Source organism: Sphingomonas epibiotica, assembly GCF_039615155.1.
In the GTDB taxonomy this organism is placed as follows: Bacteria; Pseudomonadota; Alphaproteobacteria; order Sphingomonadales; family Sphingomonadaceae; genus Sphingomonas.
The window spans coordinates 368,957-386,555 of the sequence record NZ_JBDGHY010000002.1 but is presented as its reverse complement, the minus strand read 5'-3'; the positions used below and the strand labels follow the sequence as shown (position 1 = coordinate 386,555).

General features: G+C 64.5%; 14 protein-coding genes. 8 read left to right on the top strand and 6 right to left on the bottom strand.

Features of this window, described 5'->3' with window-relative positions; genetic code table 11:
* Positions 1–149: 149 nt before the first annotated feature.
* A complete protein-coding gene (locus AAIO73_RS05610) occupies positions 150–1,046 on the top strand; it encodes an AraC family transcriptional regulator (RefSeq protein WP_345876756.1) in 897 nt (298 codons plus the stop codon).
* A gap of 87 nt (positions 1,047–1,133) precedes the next feature.
* Here the strand turns inward: AAIO73_RS05610 and AAIO73_RS05605 are convergent, their stop codons facing one another.
* On the bottom strand, positions 1,134–2,306 hold the full coding sequence (locus AAIO73_RS05605) for an MFS transporter (RefSeq protein ID WP_345876755.1): 1,173 nt from the start codon (positions 2,304–2,306) through the stop codon (positions 1,134–1,136).
* 98 nt (positions 2,307–2,404) lie between these two features.
* Here AAIO73_RS05605 and AAIO73_RS05600 point away from each other — a divergent pair, with 98 nt between their 5' ends.
* Positions 2,405–3,307, top strand: coding sequence for a LysR family transcriptional regulator (locus tag AAIO73_RS05600; protein WP_345876754.1), 903 nt, complete (start codon positions 2,405–2,407; stop codon positions 3,305–3,307).
* An 86-nt stretch (positions 3,308–3,393) separates the two neighbouring features.
* Positions 3,394–3,633 carry a DUF3253 domain-containing protein gene (locus AAIO73_RS05595; protein ID WP_345876753.1) on the top strand — a complete coding sequence of 80 codons (240 nt, stop codon included), beginning with the start codon at positions 3,394–3,396 and terminating at the stop codon, positions 3,631–3,633.
* A gap of 165 nt (positions 3,634–3,798) precedes the next feature.
* Here AAIO73_RS05595 and AAIO73_RS05590 read toward each other — a convergent pair whose 3' ends face one another.
* Both AAIO73_RS05590 and AAIO73_RS05585 read right to left on the bottom strand, forming a co-directional pair.
* On the bottom strand, positions 3,799–4,404 hold the full coding sequence (locus AAIO73_RS05590; RefSeq protein WP_345876752.1) for a DJ-1/PfpI family protein: 606 nt from the start codon (positions 4,402–4,404) through the stop codon (positions 3,799–3,801).
* Positions 4,404–5,252, bottom strand: a complete 849-nt coding sequence (locus tag AAIO73_RS05585) for a PhzF family protein (protein ID WP_345876751.1) — start codon at positions 5,250–5,252, stop codon at positions 4,404–4,406. The genes AAIO73_RS05590 and AAIO73_RS05585 overlap by 1 nt, the downstream gene beginning before the upstream one ends.
* A 110-nt stretch (positions 5,253–5,362) precedes the next feature.
* Between AAIO73_RS05585 and AAIO73_RS05580 the strand changes: the two genes are divergently transcribed.
* Both AAIO73_RS05580 and AAIO73_RS05575 read left to right on the top strand, forming a co-directional pair.
* Positions 5,363–6,751, top strand: a complete 1,389-nt coding sequence (locus AAIO73_RS05580) for an aminotransferase-like domain-containing protein (RefSeq protein WP_345876750.1) — start codon at positions 5,363–5,365, stop codon at positions 6,749–6,751.
* A gap of 628 nt (positions 6,752–7,379) precedes the next feature.
* Entirely contained in the window at positions 7,380–8,471 is a 1,092-nt protein-coding gene (locus AAIO73_RS05575; protein WP_345876749.1) for a hypothetical protein, read from the top strand.
* A gap of 199 nt (positions 8,472–8,670) precedes the next feature.
* On the opposite strand, the gene AAIO73_RS05570 is transcribed toward AAIO73_RS05575, so the two are convergent.
* Positions 8,671–9,534 carry a DNA N-6-adenine-methyltransferase gene (locus tag AAIO73_RS05570; protein ID WP_345876748.1) on the bottom strand — a complete coding sequence of 288 codons (864 nt, stop codon included), beginning with the start codon at positions 9,532–9,534 and terminating at the stop codon, positions 8,671–8,673.
* A gap of 217 nt (positions 9,535–9,751) precedes the next feature.
* Between AAIO73_RS05570 and AAIO73_RS05565 the strand changes: the two genes are divergently transcribed.
* From AAIO73_RS05565 to AAIO73_RS05555, 3 genes are all read left to right on the top strand, one after another.
* Positions 9,752–11,818 (top strand): DUF4238 domain-containing protein, encoded by a 2,067-nt coding sequence (locus AAIO73_RS05565; RefSeq protein ID WP_345876747.1) that lies wholly within the window; start codon positions 9,752–9,754, stop codon positions 11,816–11,818.
* Between the two features lie 544 nt (positions 11,819–12,362).
* Positions 12,363–12,713, top strand: coding sequence for a hypothetical protein (locus AAIO73_RS05560; RefSeq protein ID WP_345876746.1), 351 nt, complete (start codon positions 12,363–12,365; stop codon positions 12,711–12,713).
* 126 nt (positions 12,714–12,839) lie between these two features.
* The gene (locus AAIO73_RS05555; RefSeq protein ID WP_345876745.1) at positions 12,840–13,757 is read left to right on the top strand and encodes a DUF4238 domain-containing protein; all 918 of its coding nucleotides are present in this window, start codon (positions 12,840–12,842) and stop codon (positions 13,755–13,757) included.
* Positions 13,758–14,325: 568 nt separating this feature from the next.
* Here the strand turns inward: AAIO73_RS05555 and AAIO73_RS05550 are convergent.
* Both AAIO73_RS05550 and AAIO73_RS05545 read right to left on the bottom strand, forming a co-directional pair.
* Positions 14,326–15,525 carry a GIY-YIG nuclease family protein gene (locus tag AAIO73_RS05550; RefSeq protein WP_345876744.1) on the bottom strand — a complete coding sequence of 400 codons (1,200 nt, stop codon included), beginning with the start codon at positions 15,523–15,525 and terminating at the stop codon, positions 14,326–14,328.
* Positions 15,518–17,593: a DEAD/DEAH box helicase gene (locus AAIO73_RS05545; RefSeq protein ID WP_345876743.1), complete on the bottom strand. Its 2,076-nt coding sequence runs from the start codon at positions 17,591–17,593 to the stop codon at positions 15,518–15,520. Before AAIO73_RS05545 ends, AAIO73_RS05550 begins: the two co-directional genes overlap by 8 nt.
* Between the last annotated feature and the right edge of the window lie 6 nt (positions 17,594–17,599).

Sequence of the window (17,599 nt, the reverse complement as noted above, 5' to 3'; positions counted from 1 at the left end):
GGTCGTTCTCCTGACGGGATCGGTTGGGACCGAAATAGACGGCGAACGTGCGGCACGGCGACGCCGATCCGATCAATGTCCTGCCCGATCCTATCAAAGCATCGCATTGAGCCGTGCATGCGCACCCACCGGCGGTTATCGTGCGGTCCATGACGAGCCTATGCGATCTCGCGCCGCTGATCGAACGCCACTGGCGGACCCATGGCCGGGAGACACCGATCGATGGCCTGCTGATCAACCGTGCGGACACGCCGTGCGGCCCGATCCCCGCACTGTACCGGCCTTCCTTCTGTCTCGTCGTGCAGGGTGGCAAGATCTCGGTGCTGGGCGGCGTGGCCTATCGCTATGCCGCCGGCCAGTGCCTGCTCGCTTCGGTAGACCTGCCGGTGACGTCGCGGATAACGGAGGCCAGTCCTGATCGCCCATATCTCGCGCTGTCGCTTGCGATCGATCCGGCGATCGTGGCCGAACTGCTAATCGAGCAAACGGCGGCACGCGACGCGTTGCCCGGCTTCGCCGCGCTGGCGACCAGCGATCACGACCCGGCGCTGCGCGATCCTTTCAGGCGTTTGCTCGAACTGTTGGACTGCCCCCATGACCAAGCGGTGCTCGTGCCGATGATCCGGCGCGAGATCGTCTGGCGGCTGCTCGGCGGCCCGTTGGGACCGTCGCTGCGCCAGATCGGGCTCGCCGATACCCATGCGGCAAGGATCGGCCGCGCCACCGCCCATATCCGCGATCATTATGCCGACACGCTGCGCGTCGCCGAGCTCGCCACGCTGGCAGGCATGAGCGTCCCCGGCTTCCACCGCCATTTCAAGGCGGTGACGACGATGACGCCGGTGCAGTTCCAGAAGCAGGTACGATTGCAGGAAGCCCGCCGACGGTTGATCGCCGCCGAGGAGGTCGCGCGTGTCGGCTTTGCCATCGGCTATGAGAGCCTGTCACAGTTCAGCCGCGACTATCGTCGCCTGTTCGGTGCGCCGCCGGGCCGGGATGCCGCCGCGATCCGCGCGCAACTCATGCCGGAACCGGCGCTGCCGTGATACTCCACCCGGTCAGGTAACTGGGCCGGCATCACGACCGGGGAAGACGCAGACGATCGGCGCGCCGGGCCTGGACGCGGGGTTATCTCAGCCGCATGATTGCGCGGTTCCGGCAAAGCGCGGCTGACGCCGGAACGCCAACAGCATGACCAGCGCGACGGCCGCCATCGCGGCGCCGGCCAGCGATACGGTCGGCAGACCCAATCCGGCACCGATCACCCCGCCGCCCAGCGCCGCACCGAACGCATTGCCGAGGTTGAACGCACCGACGTTCATCGCCGAGGCAAGGTTCGGGGCGTCCGCCGCGGCGACCATCGCGCGCATTTGCAGCGGCGGCACGATCGCGAAGCTGGCGATGCCCCAGATCAGGATCGCGATCGCCGCCGGCCACGGCCAGTGCATGACGCCCGCGAACACGACCAGCGCAGCGGCGAGCACCGCGAAGCTGCCGATCAGCGTGCGCTCGATCGAGCGATCGGCGAGGTGGCCGCCAAGCGTGTTCCCGATGGTCAACCCGATCCCGTACAGCATCAGCATCGCCGTCACGAAGCCGGTCGACGCGTGCGTCTCATCGCGCAGGATCGGCACGATATAGGTGAAGACGGTGAACATCGCGCTGGCGCCCACGACGGTAAGCGCGAGCGCGGCTAGCACCGGCCCGCGCCTCAGCACGCGCAATTCGGCGCGCATGTCGCCGCCCTCCGCCGCCGGTAGCGCCGGCAGTGCGAGGCGCAGCGACAGCATCGCGACCGCGCCCACGCCCGCGATCCCGGCAAAGGCGGTGCGCCAGCCCAATATCCCACTCGCCCAGGTCGCCAGCGGCACGCCGCCGATCGTGGCGACGGTCAGCCCGGTGAACATCGCCGCGACCGCGCCGGCGCGCTTATCGGCAGGAACCAGCCCGGCCGCCACCACCGATCCGACGCCGAAGAAAGCACCATGGTTGAACGAGGTGACGACGCGCGCCGCCATCAGCATCCAATATTCGTCCGCCAGCGCCGACAGCGCGTTGCCGAGCGTGAAGATGCCCATCAGCGCGACCAGCAGCGTCCGCCGGTCGATCCGGCCGGTGGTCAGCGTCATCAGCGGCGCGCCGACCAGCACGCCCATCGCATAGGCGCTGACCAGCAGGCCCGCCGCAGGGATGGACACGCCGAGATCGCCGGCGATGTCGGGCAGCATGCCCATCGGCGCGAATTCGGTCACGCCGATGCCGAACGCGCCGATCGCCAGCGCCAGAAGAGGTGGATTGAAGCGCATCGCGCCCGCCTTTCGTTGTTGCGCGGACCGAAATGATGGCTTGCGTCCAGCGCGTGTAGCCGCAGAATGAGACCAGCTCTTTTGCCGGGGATTCACAGATGGACGTTGCCGGACGATCGGGTGAGATGGCGGTGTTCGCCGCCGTCGCGGCACAAGGCAGCCTGTCCGCCGCCGCCCGCGCTCTGGGACTGACGCCATCGGCGGTCAGCCGGATCGTCGCACGCATCGAAGCGCGGCTGGGCGTGCGATTGCTGGTCCGCACGACACGGGCACTGGCGCTGACTGCCGAGGGACAAGCCTATCTGCGCGCCGCGCGCCGCATCCTCGCCGACATGGCGGAGGTCGAGGATGCCATCGCCGATCAGGCTTCCCCGCGCGGGCGGCTGCGCGTCACCGCCTCACTGGCGCACGGACGACTCTATATCGTGCCACTGCTCGGCGATTTTACCGCGCGCTATCCCGGCATCGTCGTAGACCTGAATCTGTCCGACCGGATCGTCGATGTGCTGGGCGGGCAGGCCGACGTCGCGATCCGCTTCGGCGTGCTCGCCGACAGCCCGCTCACCGCGCGCAAGCTGGGAGAGACCGGGCGGGTGGTGGTTGCCTCACCCGGCTATCTCGCGCGACACGGCACGCCGCAGGTTCCCGACGACCTCACCGATCACAATTGCCTGAGCTTCAACTTCCGCCGCGCCGAGCCCGGCTGGCCCTTCCGCGAGGACGGGCAGGACCGTGCGCTGGCGGTGAAGGGATCGATCGAGGCGAACAACGGGGAGTCGCTGGCGCAGCTTGCCCGTGCGGGCGTCGGCATCGCGCGGGTCGGACGGTTCGCGGTGGAGGACGACCTCGCCAGCGGGGCTCTGGTGCCGCTGCTGGAGGCGTTCAACCCGCAGGATCGCGAGCCGCTGCATGCGCTGTTCGTCGGCGGGTCCACCATGCCGGCGCGGGTGCGGGTGTTCGTCGACTTCCTGGTCGAGCGGCTCGCTGCCGGGATCGAATAGCAGGTGGCGACGGGCGCGGTGATTGCTCCGCGCGCGCACGCGCGCCGCGCCGTCGTCGGTGCGGCAAGCCATGCTATACGACACGAATGAACGATGCTCGCGCCGCGACACTGGACCTTCTCATGCGCCGCGCAGCGGGGGCGACGATCTGCCCTAGCGAAGTGGCACGCGCGCTGTCGCCGGAGGATTGGCGCAGTGCAATGCCGTCCGTGCATTCGGCGATCGACGGGCTGGTCCGCGATGGGGCGGTGCGGTTGAGCTGGAAGGGAGAGCGGTTGACGACACGATCGGGACCTTACCGGATCGGTCTTCCCGACCGCGATTGAAGCCGCCCCCCCCGTCGCGCCGATCGGCAGTGCGCAGCCGATAATGGCGAGCAAGCGACGTACTGCTGCCGCAACACGTCGACGTCGAAATGGCGCGGAGGGCGGGATGGCTCAGCCGCTCGGGTGCTCGCGTCGGGCGATCCTACGTTCCAGTTGTTCCGTCTCTCAGGCGTCGGTCATCTCGCGTGCGATCACGGCCAGGGCGTGATTTACGAACCGATCCTTTTCGCCGACCGGCGCGACATAGTGCAGCGCCTCGCGCGCAAGGTCGGGCGAGCCGCCGCGCGCGATCATCCAGCCGGCAAGATACGGTGCCGCAAGGCAGCCGCCGGCGGTGGCGACGTTGCCATGCGCCGCGAAGGGCGCGTCGATGACGGTGACGCCGGCCTCCACGACCCACTTCTTGCTCGTGAGATCGGTGCACGCCGGTAGGTCGCCGATCAGTCCCAGCTTGGCCAACAACAGCGTGCCCGAACATTGCGCCGCGATCAGCTGTCGCGCCGGATCGAGGCGCAGGCGAGCCAGCATCGCAGGATTGGCGGCGATCTCGCGGGTGCGATGGCCGCTGCCGATCAGGACCGCGTCCGCCTCCTCGACGAATTCGAGCGGCCGTTGGCGGTGGACGATGACGCCGTTCAAAGAGGTCACCGTCTCGGTCGGCGCGGTGATGTGCGCAGTCCAGCCGTGCGGGCGCAACCGGTTGAGGATCGCGGCGGCGACGAAGGAGTCGAGTTCGTTGAAGCCGTCGAAGGTGAGGATCGCGACCTGCATCAGCCTTGCACCGAACCGCTGAACAGTGTCCGCGTCGCACCGGCGACCCATACCTGTCCGGCGTCGTCCTGCGAGACGTGGATGCGCCCGGTGCGGCCCAGCCGGGCACCCTGCGCGGCGACGTAGCTGCCACTCGCCCGGCCGCTGGCGAACAGCCACTGGCCGACCGAGGCGTTGAGGCTGCCGGTGACCGGGTCTTCCAGCAGGCTGCCGTGGCCCGGCGAAATGATCGCGCGCACCTCGAACGATGCGACGCCGCCGGGTCGATGCGGCCCGACCACGCCGACGTTCAGGCGCTCCGATCCCGCTGGCGGACAAACCGGCTCCACCGCGAGCACCGCATCGGCCGACTCCAGCATGACGGCCAGCCAACCCGGTCCGTTATCCGCCCAGCTGGCATCGACGATCGCACCGCGGTCAATCCGCAGCAAGTCCGCGACCCGCATCAGGTCCGCTTCGTCGGGCGCGCCGCGCCGCAGCAGTTTCGGGGCAGCGAAGGACAGGCGCTCCTCATCACGGCGGATCGTCACCAACCCGACGCCGCACTGCTGCACGACCACGCCGTCCTGCTTCGGTTGCCCGCCCGCTTCAAGCCAAGCGTGCGCGCTCCCGAGCGTCGGATGTCCCGCGAAAGGGAGTTCGCGCTCCCTAGTGAAGATGCGTACGAAATAATCGGCGGCCGTGTCGTCGGGCTGAAGCAGGAACGTCGTCTCGGCGAAGTCTAGCCAGTTGGCCATGCGCTGCATGTCCTCACCCGACAGCCCCTCGGCGTTGGCGATCACGGCGAGCGGATTGCCGGTCAGCGGATCGGTGCCGAACACGTCGACGAGGCGGAAGGGGCGGGTCACGGCTTCGGTTCTCCTGCAATTGGTGACGCGTGCTACCTCGCGGCGACTGGCGCGAACAGGCACGGACCTATACGATCGCGCCGAACTGTATTGGTGAAAGTACCGGAACGATGGCAGCCCAGCCCGACGAAACCCGCACCGGGATGGTGGTCCGGATCATCCGCGACCGCATCGAGGCGCGCATGCTGACGCCCGGCGCACGCCTTCCCTCGATCCGGGCCATGGCGGAGGCGAGTAGCGTCGCAAGGTCGACCGTGGTCGAGGCATATGAGCGACTGGCCGGAGAAGGCGTCATTCGATCCCGGCCCGGATCCGGATTCTATGTGGCCGCGCCGCTCGCGCCGCTGGCGCTGGACCGGCTCGCGCCGGGGCGCGAACGCGAAGTCGATCCGCTCTGGATGCTGCGCCAATCGCTGCGCGACGATCGGCACGACCTCAAGCCCGGGTGCGGCTGGCTACCCGACGACTGGCTGGCGGGGGATGCGTTGCGCAAGGCGATGCGCGGTGCCGCGCGGACGATGGAGGATGCCGCGCTGGCCGGCTATGCATCGCCCCACGGCTCGCTGCCGCTTCGGGTGCTGCTGGCGCGCCGGATGGCCGATCAGGGGATCGAGGCCGGTCCCGACCAGATCCTGCTGACCGATAGCGGCACCCACGCGCTCGATCTCGTGTGTCGCTTGCTGCTGCAACCGGGTGACGCCGTGCTGGTCGACGATCCCTGCTATTTCAACTTTCTGGCGCTGCTGCGGGCGCACCGGGCCACGGCGATCGGCGTGCCGATGACGCCGACGGGACCGGATGTCGAAGCGTTCGCCGAAGCGGCCGCGGTGCATCGCCCGCGTTTCTATCTGACCAATTCCGGCATCCATAACCCGACCGGTGCCGCGACAGGCGCGCCGACCGCGCACCGCCTGCTCAAGATCGTCGAGGCGCACGACATGGCCGTCGTCGAGGACGATATCTTCGCGGATTTCGAGCATGTGGCGTCGCCGCGCCTGGCAGCGTTCGATGGACTCGACCGGACGATCCGGATCGGCAGCTTCTCCAAGTCGCTGTCGGCGGCGGTGCGCTGCGGGCATATCGCCGCGCGACCGGACTGGATCGAAGCGCTTGCCGACCTGCGCATCGCCACCTCGATGGCGGGCAGCCCGCTGTCGGCGACCCTGCTCCATGCGGTGCTGACCGACGGCAGCTATCGCCGCCATGTCGAGGGCGTGCGCACCCAGCTCGCCCGGGCCGCGGTGCGGGTGAGCAAGCGGCTGCGCGCGGTCGGCATCGAACCGTGGATCGAGCCGGCGGCGGGCATTTTCCTCTGGGCACGGTTGCCGGACGGTGTCGATGCCGTCGACCTCGCTCGTCGCGCCATCGGTGACGGCATCGTGCTGGCGCCCGGCCCGGTGTTCAGCACCAGCGGCGGATGGCGCGACCACATGCGGTTCAACGTCGCGATGAGCGACGACGATCGCTTGTCCACCTTCCTGGAACGCGCGCAGCGATAGCCGCCGGCGCGCAGCTTCAGGTTCGGCAATACCACGCCTTGGCCCCTAATGGGTACAGGGAGGGGTACAATTGTTCCGATCGCCGGGTTGGCGACTTGAGATCAATGACTTGGCGATAAAGTGGTCGGGGAGACAGGATTCGAACCCGAAATACCGTCGCCACAAACCCACGGATTTCCGCGGTTCTTGCAGGATCGCGGCGTCCTTGTGCATCGGTTGTGTATATCGGTCCAGAGGCCTTGCGATGAGTCGAGTCGGATCAACTCCAAGCCGTTGGCAGGGCGTCGACGAGACGTTGCTGAAGTGGCCCATATCGCATTTCGTTCGCGGTCCACGCGGCCTTGTTGTCTCCTACTGCCCGGCACGGCCACGTCGGTTAGCATGCCGGCTGTTGGATCATACGGCTTAGATGTCCTTTCGCCCTGCGATGAACTGTGGGGCACCGCGCAAGCCTCGGTTCAACGTGATTGAGGCAGCTCTCCACCTCGTTTTCGATCCAAGCTGACGCGAATTGTCTCCTCAGACATCGTCCAGGCAGCTGGCGCCGAACAACGCCCTGAAGGTCCCTCGCATTAAGCGAATGTAGGTAAGTTCCGCAGAAAGAGTGGAAAAGCCGCACCTCCGGAGAATGGACGAAGTCATGAACCAAGCCGTCGACCAATGCTTTCTCACCGAAGGTGGACCAGATGTGACCGACGTATCGAGCGAACTGACTGCGTTAGAAATCCACGATCTTCAGATGCGCCTGCGCCAACGCATTGCCGCCTGCGAAGCCATGGCCGCTTCGGCACCGGTCGTACAGCTCGTGCGGCGCGTGGCGGCCGGCGACCAGTTCAGGGAGGCAGGGGTCGCCATAGAAGTTGGTATCGGGGCCGTAGTCCTCTGCCTGTTCGCCCCTGACAGGCTTACGAGCGAGATGGGTGGGCCGGGTCTGCCGGACTTGCCTGAGCTCGTTTTTCAACGGGTTCATGAGGTTCACCGCGCCCGGCAACGGCACACAGACCGGTTTGCCCAAGCTCGTCGGATGATTGATGCGGCGATCGAGCGATCGGTAGCCGGCATGGCGCTTGTGTCCCTCAAAACGGCCCCACAGCGGGTAGATTTCAACCTAGCCGGCCGTCATCTCCAGCTTGAGGCGAATGTGTCGATGCTGAACGATGCGCTGAAGCCATATACCCAGCGGATTGTCGATTGGACACCACGTGAGTTGATGAGCAGCATCAGCTGCCACGCATCGGAACAGCGCAAGCGTCAGCGTGCGTTGGCAAGGATGACGGCAAGCGCTGCTGTGTTCGAGATTGATATACTCGCGGAACGCGCAATTGCGCTCGCTGGCGCGGATTTGGCGGTGTGTGCAACAAGTCTGTTAGGAGGCTGCGATCTCCGTGAGGGGGGCGGCCAAGAAATGGTTCTTGGTGAGAACGCAGGGAGCCGGACGTCGATCTATCTGCGATCGGGGCGTATCATGGCCAGTGTGCGGATCGTTGATGTTGGCCTGGTTGCCGGGCACACGTTTATTATTAATCGCCCGTTTCCCGAAACCGTGACGGATGCGCTCCCCGGACAAAGCGCTACCACGGTCATCGATCACCCAATGCTGCAAAACATACGGATTACGTCCGCGCAGCGCGACGGCATGCAAACGTTCGTCCGGCTCAAAATACCCAGGCGCTTCATCCGCCCTGCCGAGCTTGACGAGGCGGCCCAATCAACTGTCTGAGGCATCTCCTGTCGAGAACGTCCCCGACATGTTCGCCGCCCCCACTGCATGGGCTGAGGGTATAGACAGCGAACCGTCAAACCGCGGTTTGGTAGACGCATTGCATCGATCATGCGCCGTTGCACCGGAAGGTCGGTATCGCGCGCGGAGGCGTTCTTGGCATTCAAAAGCGAACTGTTCGGTTGGCAGTCGTGACACGTCAGATGCGCGCCAACCAATGGCCGGACGCAAGTTCGGCGTACCGTCGCCGTTGCTCGGCCGTCGTTCCCAATGTCACGACCATGAGCGAGAATGGTGTATGTTGTGACTTGCCTTGCGGGCTGAGGAACTTAACCCGCCCTTGCAAAAGAAAGATATCAGCTTCGGCTATCAGCGTATCATGAAAGAAGGCCGAGTCGGTTCGGACCGGGACAAGGCAGACCACGGTCCGAACATTGCCGACACGCCATTGTTCGTAGGCGCGTCGTAACCACGCCAGCATGTTCGAAAAGGGCGGATTGACGTAAGCCAGTCCACCGAACCAGTCTTCTACGAGTCCGTCACCGCCCTCGCTCACCAATATCCTGCGATTTGCGATGACAGGGCTACGCACGTCAGCGCACGGGTCGAGATCGACGGCACCGAAGGCAGTGTAGATATCATCCATGAAATCAGGCGGCGTGAAGCGACTGTCTCGATCGGCCCTGTCCCCTTGCCCCCAGTACGAGCGCTCGGGCGCTTGCCGACGAGCATTGGGCGCGAGGACCGCCAGCACTTTCACGAGACTGGCAACCGATCCTCCGCCGCGCTCCAGGCTGGCGACGGTGGTCCTCGACAAGCCAGTCTTGGCCGCCACCTGTTCCAACGACCATGCGCGCTTGCTTCGACAATCCCGCAGCTGTTCGGACAGCGAACTGCCACGACCGACGCCCGTTGCCCGGAAGTTCAATGCCGTCATCGCCGCGATCAATGTGGCCACCGAGCCTACGCCGCCTTCCAACCTTTTGATGGTCTGCGTATCCACTCCGATCCGGTCGGCTAGAGCCCGTTGTGATAGACCCGATGCGCGGCGGACGTCCCGCAATTCCTCGATTAATATCTGACCCCTCCTTGGCTCATATCCTGACCTACTGGTTTGTGCCAATTGCCGCAATGGATCAGTGCTGCAGGGTTAATCTGCAGTAGCGTTGGGGTGGAAACTGGGCAGTCCTCTTTCGAGCAGCGATTGCGGTAAGCTGCCGTCCCTTCATACGGTGTGTTAGGACCGCAAAGGACAGCTTCGGATAAGAGAGGAATGACGAGTGGCGGGAAAGCGTCAGCACTACGTTCCAAAGTTTCTGCAGCGCGGCTTCCTGTCCGAATCGAACGGCTCAGGCGATGGCGCGGAGCGCACCTGGCTTCATCGGCAGGGTTCGCCCGCCCGCTTGGTCGGGATCGCCGACGTCGGCGTGGAGGACTGGTTCTACTCTCGCAAGGGCATTCCCGGCGAGGTCACGCTGGACGACGCCATCACCGAGTTCGAGAAAAGCTTCAGCCGGGGCGTTAAGGAGCTGCGCCTCTCTGATCCGGGGACTGTGATCGATCCGGAACACGCCGCGCGGACGGTTACCCACCTCGTCATGCGGACGGCCCATCTGCGAAAGACCTTGTCGATCGGCGTAACAAGCCTCTTCCAAGAGATCGAGAGCCTGTTCACGGACCCTGCGCGCCTTGCGGGCATGCTCGGATTCTCTGGGCCGGCGCTGGCGTCGTCGGTCACGGAAGCGATCCAGGATTCCGCGCAGAAGCTGGTGCCGGCCGGCATCCCGGCGGCGTTCAGCGAGCGGCTCCTGACGTTCGTGATGCGCGAGCGTGGCGATGAATTCGCCTCGCAGGTTGCGGCTGTGCTGTCGCCGCTGCTGCCAGGGCTGTCCGGCGGGCTAGGCACGATGGTGCGTGACAGCCACAACACCATGATCGCAAAGCCACTCGATGACCATGGCTGGGTGGGAATACTCGCGGGCTTCACCTGGACCGTTGAAGCTGGAGCGGACCTCATCCTGCCGGACGCGGTCGCCCTGTCCCGGGCCGGCGATGGCAGGCTGGAAGCGCTTCTGTTCACTGGAGGAGCCTACGCAACGCTGGTCCTTCTCCCGCTATCGACCGATCGAATGCTCGTGGGGCGCCTCAACCCCAGCGAACCGGTCGATCTCTCGACGTTCGGCGTCGAGGCCGCGGCGGCCTGCCAGGGCTTCTTCATCAGCGCGCGTTCGCGAGATGAGGACGGTGTCGCCGCAACGATCGGGAGTGGCCCAGCGAAGGCGATGGCCGACGGGATCGCCGAGGCGGTGGCGGATGCGGAGAAGGCGCGATCGCTGGCGCCAAGCGAGTTCGCCCCCGCAGTGCCGCGCCAGTTCGAGTGGGAGCAATTCTCATACCGGGTGACGCTGCACGATTTCGGCGACGACGTTCTCGCGAAGGAATACGCCGACGTCCTCCAGGCGGTGGTCGGAACCCTGTCCCGCGACATTCCACTGCAGGATCTGGACGGCGTCACGATCGCCGCCGACTACCCGGACGCTCTCGCCAAGCTCGACCGCGGCGACCCCGATCTCCCGCCGGTCGCAAGCGGTGCCTTGGCATACGGCGCTGGTGTCGCAATGCCGGTCACCGTGCTGCGCGATGGGAAGCACAAGGAGCATCTGGTCGTGGCTGCGGGCGTCGCGGAAGGGTGGACCTCAAGCGACCCGGCCGTGAGGGCGATGTGCCTCCATCTGCTGGTCAAGATGCTTGCTGGGATAGCCAACAGCTCGCGGTTCGGCGAGGGCACTACCTTTAAGCCGGACGAAATGGGCCGCGAGCTGCATCTATCGGTGGCACGGGCCCCGTCGAAATACTGGAGCGCGAAGCATGCGGCCTACGTGTCACCTGCAGAGGGCACGGTCTACGCCGATCTGGTTATCGACAGCTTTGAGCACGCCAAGGCTGAGATCGCCTTTGCTCGGTCGCGGATGAGCGGCCCGAGCGACGTCAATGATACCTTCCTCGTGGGAATCGAGACTGTAGCTGCGGTGCTGGGCCATGCAGCCGACTGGGTTGGCCATCGGGACGGCCTGGCCGAGGGGCAGCCGTTTGACGGCGACGATCTGCCTGAGCGGCTCGCGATGTACGGTCTGGGCAGCTGGATCACGCTGTTTGGCCGCGACCTCGCGGCCTGCTACACGGAGGAGGGCGCGCTTGACCTTAACGTCGTGACGACGCTCAGCAGGCATGTAGAGCGCCTCTTTTGGAGCCTTGGCCTGTTCTGCTGGCCAGAGGGCGGCGGCGTCCGCTGTAGCGTCACCGAACATGGGCTGGTCTTCGGCGAGCTTCCACTGCTGGGCGGGTGACGTCACTTTCGATCGAAGGAATTGAAGAAGGACGCTGGTGGGGGGCTGCGTTGTCGCAACGCTGGCGGCTCACGACCAGACCTCGACGTTCGCGCATCTAATCGTGAACGGCTGCTTGCGACAAAAGTAGCCGTTTAGCCGACCCGAGCGGGCTATATGCCGCGCGCCAGTTGTCTCGGTTGCAGGGCTCGACGCCGCGTCACCTATGAGACCAAGCCGGTGCGCCCGAGCACAACGGCCTGTTCGTCGTCGAACCGCCTGCGTCGCCAACTGCGATCGACGAGTGTCGGAAGCGACTGCTCCACAATTGGCGTTTAAGAGATTTTTTGCCGGTCGCCAGACGGATTATTCGCCTCCGTCCCCGACAACGGTTTCGTCGAACCGGAGAGAGCGCCCCTAGAACTGGTGCGCGGGGGCAATGTGGTTCCACGAACTCGAACGGGAGAGGCCTCGGCCCGGAAGAAGGCCCGCTTACGCGTTACCGCCTGCGTTGACGGCCGAGTTACGATCGCTTAGAAGGCATTACGGAACCTTACAGGGAATTATGCTGGGCAAGGGTTGGAGGCTGGATATGAGTGGAAAGACAGCGGAAGAGACAGCGAGGGGCATTGCTGCTGCCGTTCATAACTCAATGCAGGCGGTCACCATCGCCAACGCAGAGTTGAAGGAATTCGCTGAGCGTAAGCGGCTCAAAGAGGGCTTTGTCGCGCCGGTCGTGCAGATGCTCGAAGGGGCAGGATTTACCTGCAACCGCACTAAGTTCGGTATGATTGTGTCGAAGCCGCCGGAAGATACCATCCCATTCCACGCGGCTCTGGAGATCAGTCGCGAAGCTCAGGCGGAAGGCTGGCGCTCCGGTTCCTCCGTAGGCTCTAACGACCCCATGTACGAATGAGGGGGAAGGCAAGCGCGCTAATCAGCCGGGGCGGCTGTACGGCAACTTCTACATGATCATACTGATCGGCAGGAATGCGCGCGAGACGATCGCCACGCTCTGTCCCGCTACTAAGGGAGCCTCGGCATGACGGCAGCAAGCCCGCCTCGCGAACATCATTTCGTGACTCAATCGTGGATCAAACGCTTTGGCGACGACGACGGACAGCTTTATTCCTACGATCATGACACCGGCGAAGTGAAGTTTCGATCGTCAAAGAAGATCATGAAGATCACAGACCTCTATACGCTGGACCGCGCGGGTGCTGATGACACGTCTATCGAAACGCAGGATCTGCAGGTAATCGATGATAGGGGCGCCAAGGCAATGTCTGCCGTCCTTGGGGGCGACACATCGGATAATGCGAGGACTGCGCTCGCCGAATATTTCTCTGTCCAGATCATGCGCGATCCGCAGCGGCTATTTGACTATTCTCGTGGAGCTCAGCGCTTCCTGTCCCGGCTTTTCATTGAGGTATTCTCTTCTAAAGACTTTACAGATTTCCAGACGTATTTTGGCGATCTAGTACCAGAGCAGGACTATGATCATATCAAAGATCTCGGCCTGAAGCAGGCTGCGCTCGAGATAGCCAAAATTCAGCTCAGCCTTGAGGCTGATGACTGGATGGTCGAGTTGCCCTTCACGGATTTGATCCGGGTATCAGATGGACGGGAGAAGCTGCGGGACGTTCTTCTCGCCCTCGAATGGACCTTGATAACCGCGCCGCCGCACAGCTTTGTGCTTGGTGATCAGGGCGTTCTCTTCGATCCTGGACAGCTCAGACGCGGATTGCGTGTCCCTCTCGATGCATCAACAGCCCTCATCCTTGCGCCGGCAACGAACACCCGGTCGACCCAAATTTGCAAGCGTCCGGCCCGAAGCTACGAGCCGAGCGCGATAAACTATGAGTCAGCGGCCAGAAGCCGCCGGTGGGTTGTTGGAGCTAAGGTCGCACTGGACATCGTCAAATCGCAAGTGAACGGCGAACCTCTGCCGTCACGCTAGTCGCTCTGACTTTCCTTTCGTCGGCATCCGGCTTTTGGCTTTTCCGCAATCCGTTGATAGGAGCCGTTCCTGAAGCCAACCGGAACTCGACGTTCTGGGGATTATGCCCGTCAGCGGCCTTGTCGGAACCTTCCCCATCTTGGTTCGCCCCCTCCTAAGTCAACTGGTTTAGCTCGCACCCACGTCGCCTCGGCCCCCGTTTCCCTTGGGATGCCTGCGCTAGCCTTGCTCCTTTTCCTTGCGGCTCGCCTGAGGTGCCAAGTCCGCTCGCGTCGGAAGCCGACATTTGGTGAATAGGGAGGGAATGACGGGTTTGTCCCAGATTTCTTCATTTCACGGTTGCCGTTCGAGACGCCGACCAGACATGAACGAGTGTCTGAAGCTGGGAGCGGGAATGGGATCCGGAATATCTGCGACTGGGTCGGCCCGATCAGAAATAGATGATTAGGATGTGTTCTCAAGGAGGATCACATTCTGGTCATGCCATCATGTGATTGGCGCTGCCTAACCCAGCCAGAATGTGCCGGCTAGCCGGACGACGGCATACGCTACGGTCGTCCAACAACGGTCAGACAGCTTCCAATATCAGCCTTGCTGTCTTGGGATCATAGGTCATGCCAACTAGCGTCCCGTCGTCGATCCGGTCCACGATCTCGTCGATGATCGAGAGTGGCACGAGAAACCATTCTCGTGGGCGGACAGGCTTGCCGAACCGATCGGGAATTTCGACGTCGTATCGAACGCTGGCAAGGATGCGATGGACAAGAGCTTCCAGCCGCGAGCGATGCACATTGTGCAGGGTGTAGGTGGCAACCACATCGACATCCGCGAGAAGGTAAGTCGCGTCGTCGGCGGCGCCGGCGATCCGGGTTTCTACCTTGCCGCCAGTAATGCCGATCTTGTGGATCAGTTCGCGATGGGCCGCGATGGTAGGATGAGTCGACCGACTGCGCAGGACATATAGCGTGCCGGTCGACAAGCGCTCAGGTTCGCTTTCGGCACCACCATGGTCGCCGAACAAGGGGCCGGCGTTCGGTTCGCTGATCCGACGACCACCCTCGTCCTTATACAGGGCGCGCTGAAGCGAGCGAAGCAGCAGGTTGCTTTCCGTGCCGTTCGAATAGACGACGCGCAGGCGGGCATCGACTTCCCCATTGGGTGCTGCGATCGGATCGCCGACACTTGCCACGTATGCAATTTGCCCGCCGACGATGAAGAACTCACCCTGCTTGATGTCTGCCTTCGACATGCCAAGATCGCGGACGAATGGGCGTGTCGTCCGCGTGCCAGCATCGAGGTCGGCCTGGACCTGCTCGAAACGCGGCTTGAACGTCGCGAAATCCTCGCAGCGTGTCGCGGTGGCGACCTGGTCGGCGGCGGATCGCTCGGCATTCGAGCGAACGTTGCGTAGCTGGGTAATGTCCTCTGCGGCCTGGGTTTCGATGCCCAGTTCGGCTAGGAGTGCGTCATCGTCGAGGGGCACCTCGTCCGGTGCGTCGTCGAGCAGGGCGTATGTGTCCAGGTCCGCCAGCAGGGCGCGGCAGTCGGGCTGCGCGCGCAGCCGGTCCAGGCGGACGGCGTAGAGGCGTTCGAAGATGTCCCGATCCTCGCCGTGCCGGGGTGCGCGGCCATGTTCCGCGCGGAACTTCACGATATCCTCGAACCCCGCGATGATCCGTTCCTCGCGCGGGGTGCGGACGCGGACCTTCTTGGGGGTCAGGTCGACGCCCAGTTCGGCGAGGATGTCGTCGTCGGTCATGTCAGCCATGGGCGGCGGCTGCCTTCTGACGGAAGCGGGCGAAGGCGGCGACGCCCTGCGCCAGCTGGCGTTCCCACGGGTCCTGCGACGTCGCTTCGGGCGCGCGGCCGCGTTCGCGCTTCCACTGCACGGCGCGCACGGCAAAGGCACGGGCCTCGTCCTCGGTCAGCGTGGCCTTGCGCGCGGAGATCGCCGCCTGCACCTGGCGTAAAGTGCTTTCGTTCATCGCCTTGGCGAGAATGGCATAGGCGGCGTCGAACGGGTTGATCCGGTCGATCAGGTCGATGTCGAGCTCGCGGACGTTCATGAACTTGCGTACGCCATCGACGAAGTTGGTGTTGGCCTTCAGCTCGCCCGTGCCGCTGTCCTCGGTCGCCGTCTCGGTCACGATCTTCGCCGCCTGCTGCGTGATGTTGAGCGCGGCGATGGCGTGCTGGCGGATCGCCTCCTGGTCGGTCTCGCTCATCTCGGGGTAGCGATCGCGCACGATCCTGCCCATGCGGACCTGGGTCAGTTCCTCGGGCACGACCTCCGGATCGAACATGCCGCGCTCGATCGCCTGGCGGTCCTGGATGAAGCTGGTGATGACCTCGTTGATGTCCTGTTCGCACACGCGCCGCGCCTCGGGCGTGGTTGGCTGCACCAGATCCTTCAGCTCGAAATGGAACTGGCCGCGTTCCTCGTTGAAGCCCACGTTGGTGCGCCCCTCGACATAGCCATCGGGGCCATAGTCGTAGCCCTGCTGCGGCCCGGTGCCCTTCGGCGTAAACTCGAAGCGAGGAGCCAGGACCTGCTCCATCAATAGGCTGGCGGCGATCGCTTTCAGGGTATCGTTCACCGCCTCGGCCACCACGTCGTCGGCGGCGGCCGGTTCGGCGATCAGGTTGGTGAAGCGCGCGACCGTCTTGCCCGGCGCGTCGCGGGTGGCGCGGCCGATGATCTGGATGATCTCGGTCAGGCTAGAGCGATAGCCGACGGTCAGCGCATGTTCGCACCAGATCCAGTCGAACCCCTCCTTCGCCATGCCCAGCGCGATGATGATGTCGACATGATCGCGGTCGGTACGCGCCGCCGGGCTCTTCAGCGCCGCCGCCACGCGGTCGCGCCGGGCAGGATCGTCGTCGACCAGATCGGCGACCCGGATCGTGCGGCCGTCCGCCGTCTCGATCAGGTGGAAGCCGGTCGCCTCGTCGGTGCCCTGCCACCGGCCGAGGTGATCCATGATCTCCTCGACCTCGCGGTGCTTGTCCTTGGTGCTTTCCCGGCTGTTGACCGAGGGGATGTGGACGATCGTTTTCACCGCCGGATCGAGTAGCGTGTTGATCTTGTCGACATAGCGGCCGGTGTAGAAGCTGTAGGCGATATCTAGCGTCTTGAGCCAGCGGTAGCCGTTGAGCTGCTCGTAATAGGTGTAGCTGACCGTGACGAACCGCGCCTCATCCTCGGGCGTCAGCACCGCGACGGAGTCGCCGCGAAAATAGCTGCCGGTCATCGCGACCAGATGCACCTTGTCCCGCGCGATCAGGCTTCCGAGCTGCGCGCCCAGCCGGTTGTCGGGGTTGGCCGAGACGTGGTGGAATTCGTCCACCGCGATCAGGCGGCGATCGAAGGCATCGATCCCCAACTCGTCGATGGCGAAGCGGAAGGTGGCGTGGGTACAGACAAGAACCTTGTCATCGCTGCCGAGGAACTCCGCCACCGCCTTCACCTTCGACTTCGCGACCCGCACGTCCTCCGCGCCGGGGGTGTTGCACAGGTTCCAGTGCGGCCGGACCGTCCAGTCCCAATGGAAGCCGTGTTCGGTCAGCGGTTCGTCGGCGAAGCTGCCGCCGATCGAGCGTTCGGGCACGACGATGATCGCCTGGGGAACGTTCTGGTTGTGCAGCTTGTCGAGCGCGATGAACATCAGCGCGCGGGACTTGCCCGAGGCGGGGGGCGACTTGATGAGCAGATATTGCTCGCCGCGACGGGCATAAGCGCGCGCCTGCATGACGCGCATGCCGAGTTCGTTGGCGCTTGAGGACGCACCGGTCTGGCCGGTGACGAGGCGGACGGCGGGGATGGTCGCAGAACTCACTGAAAA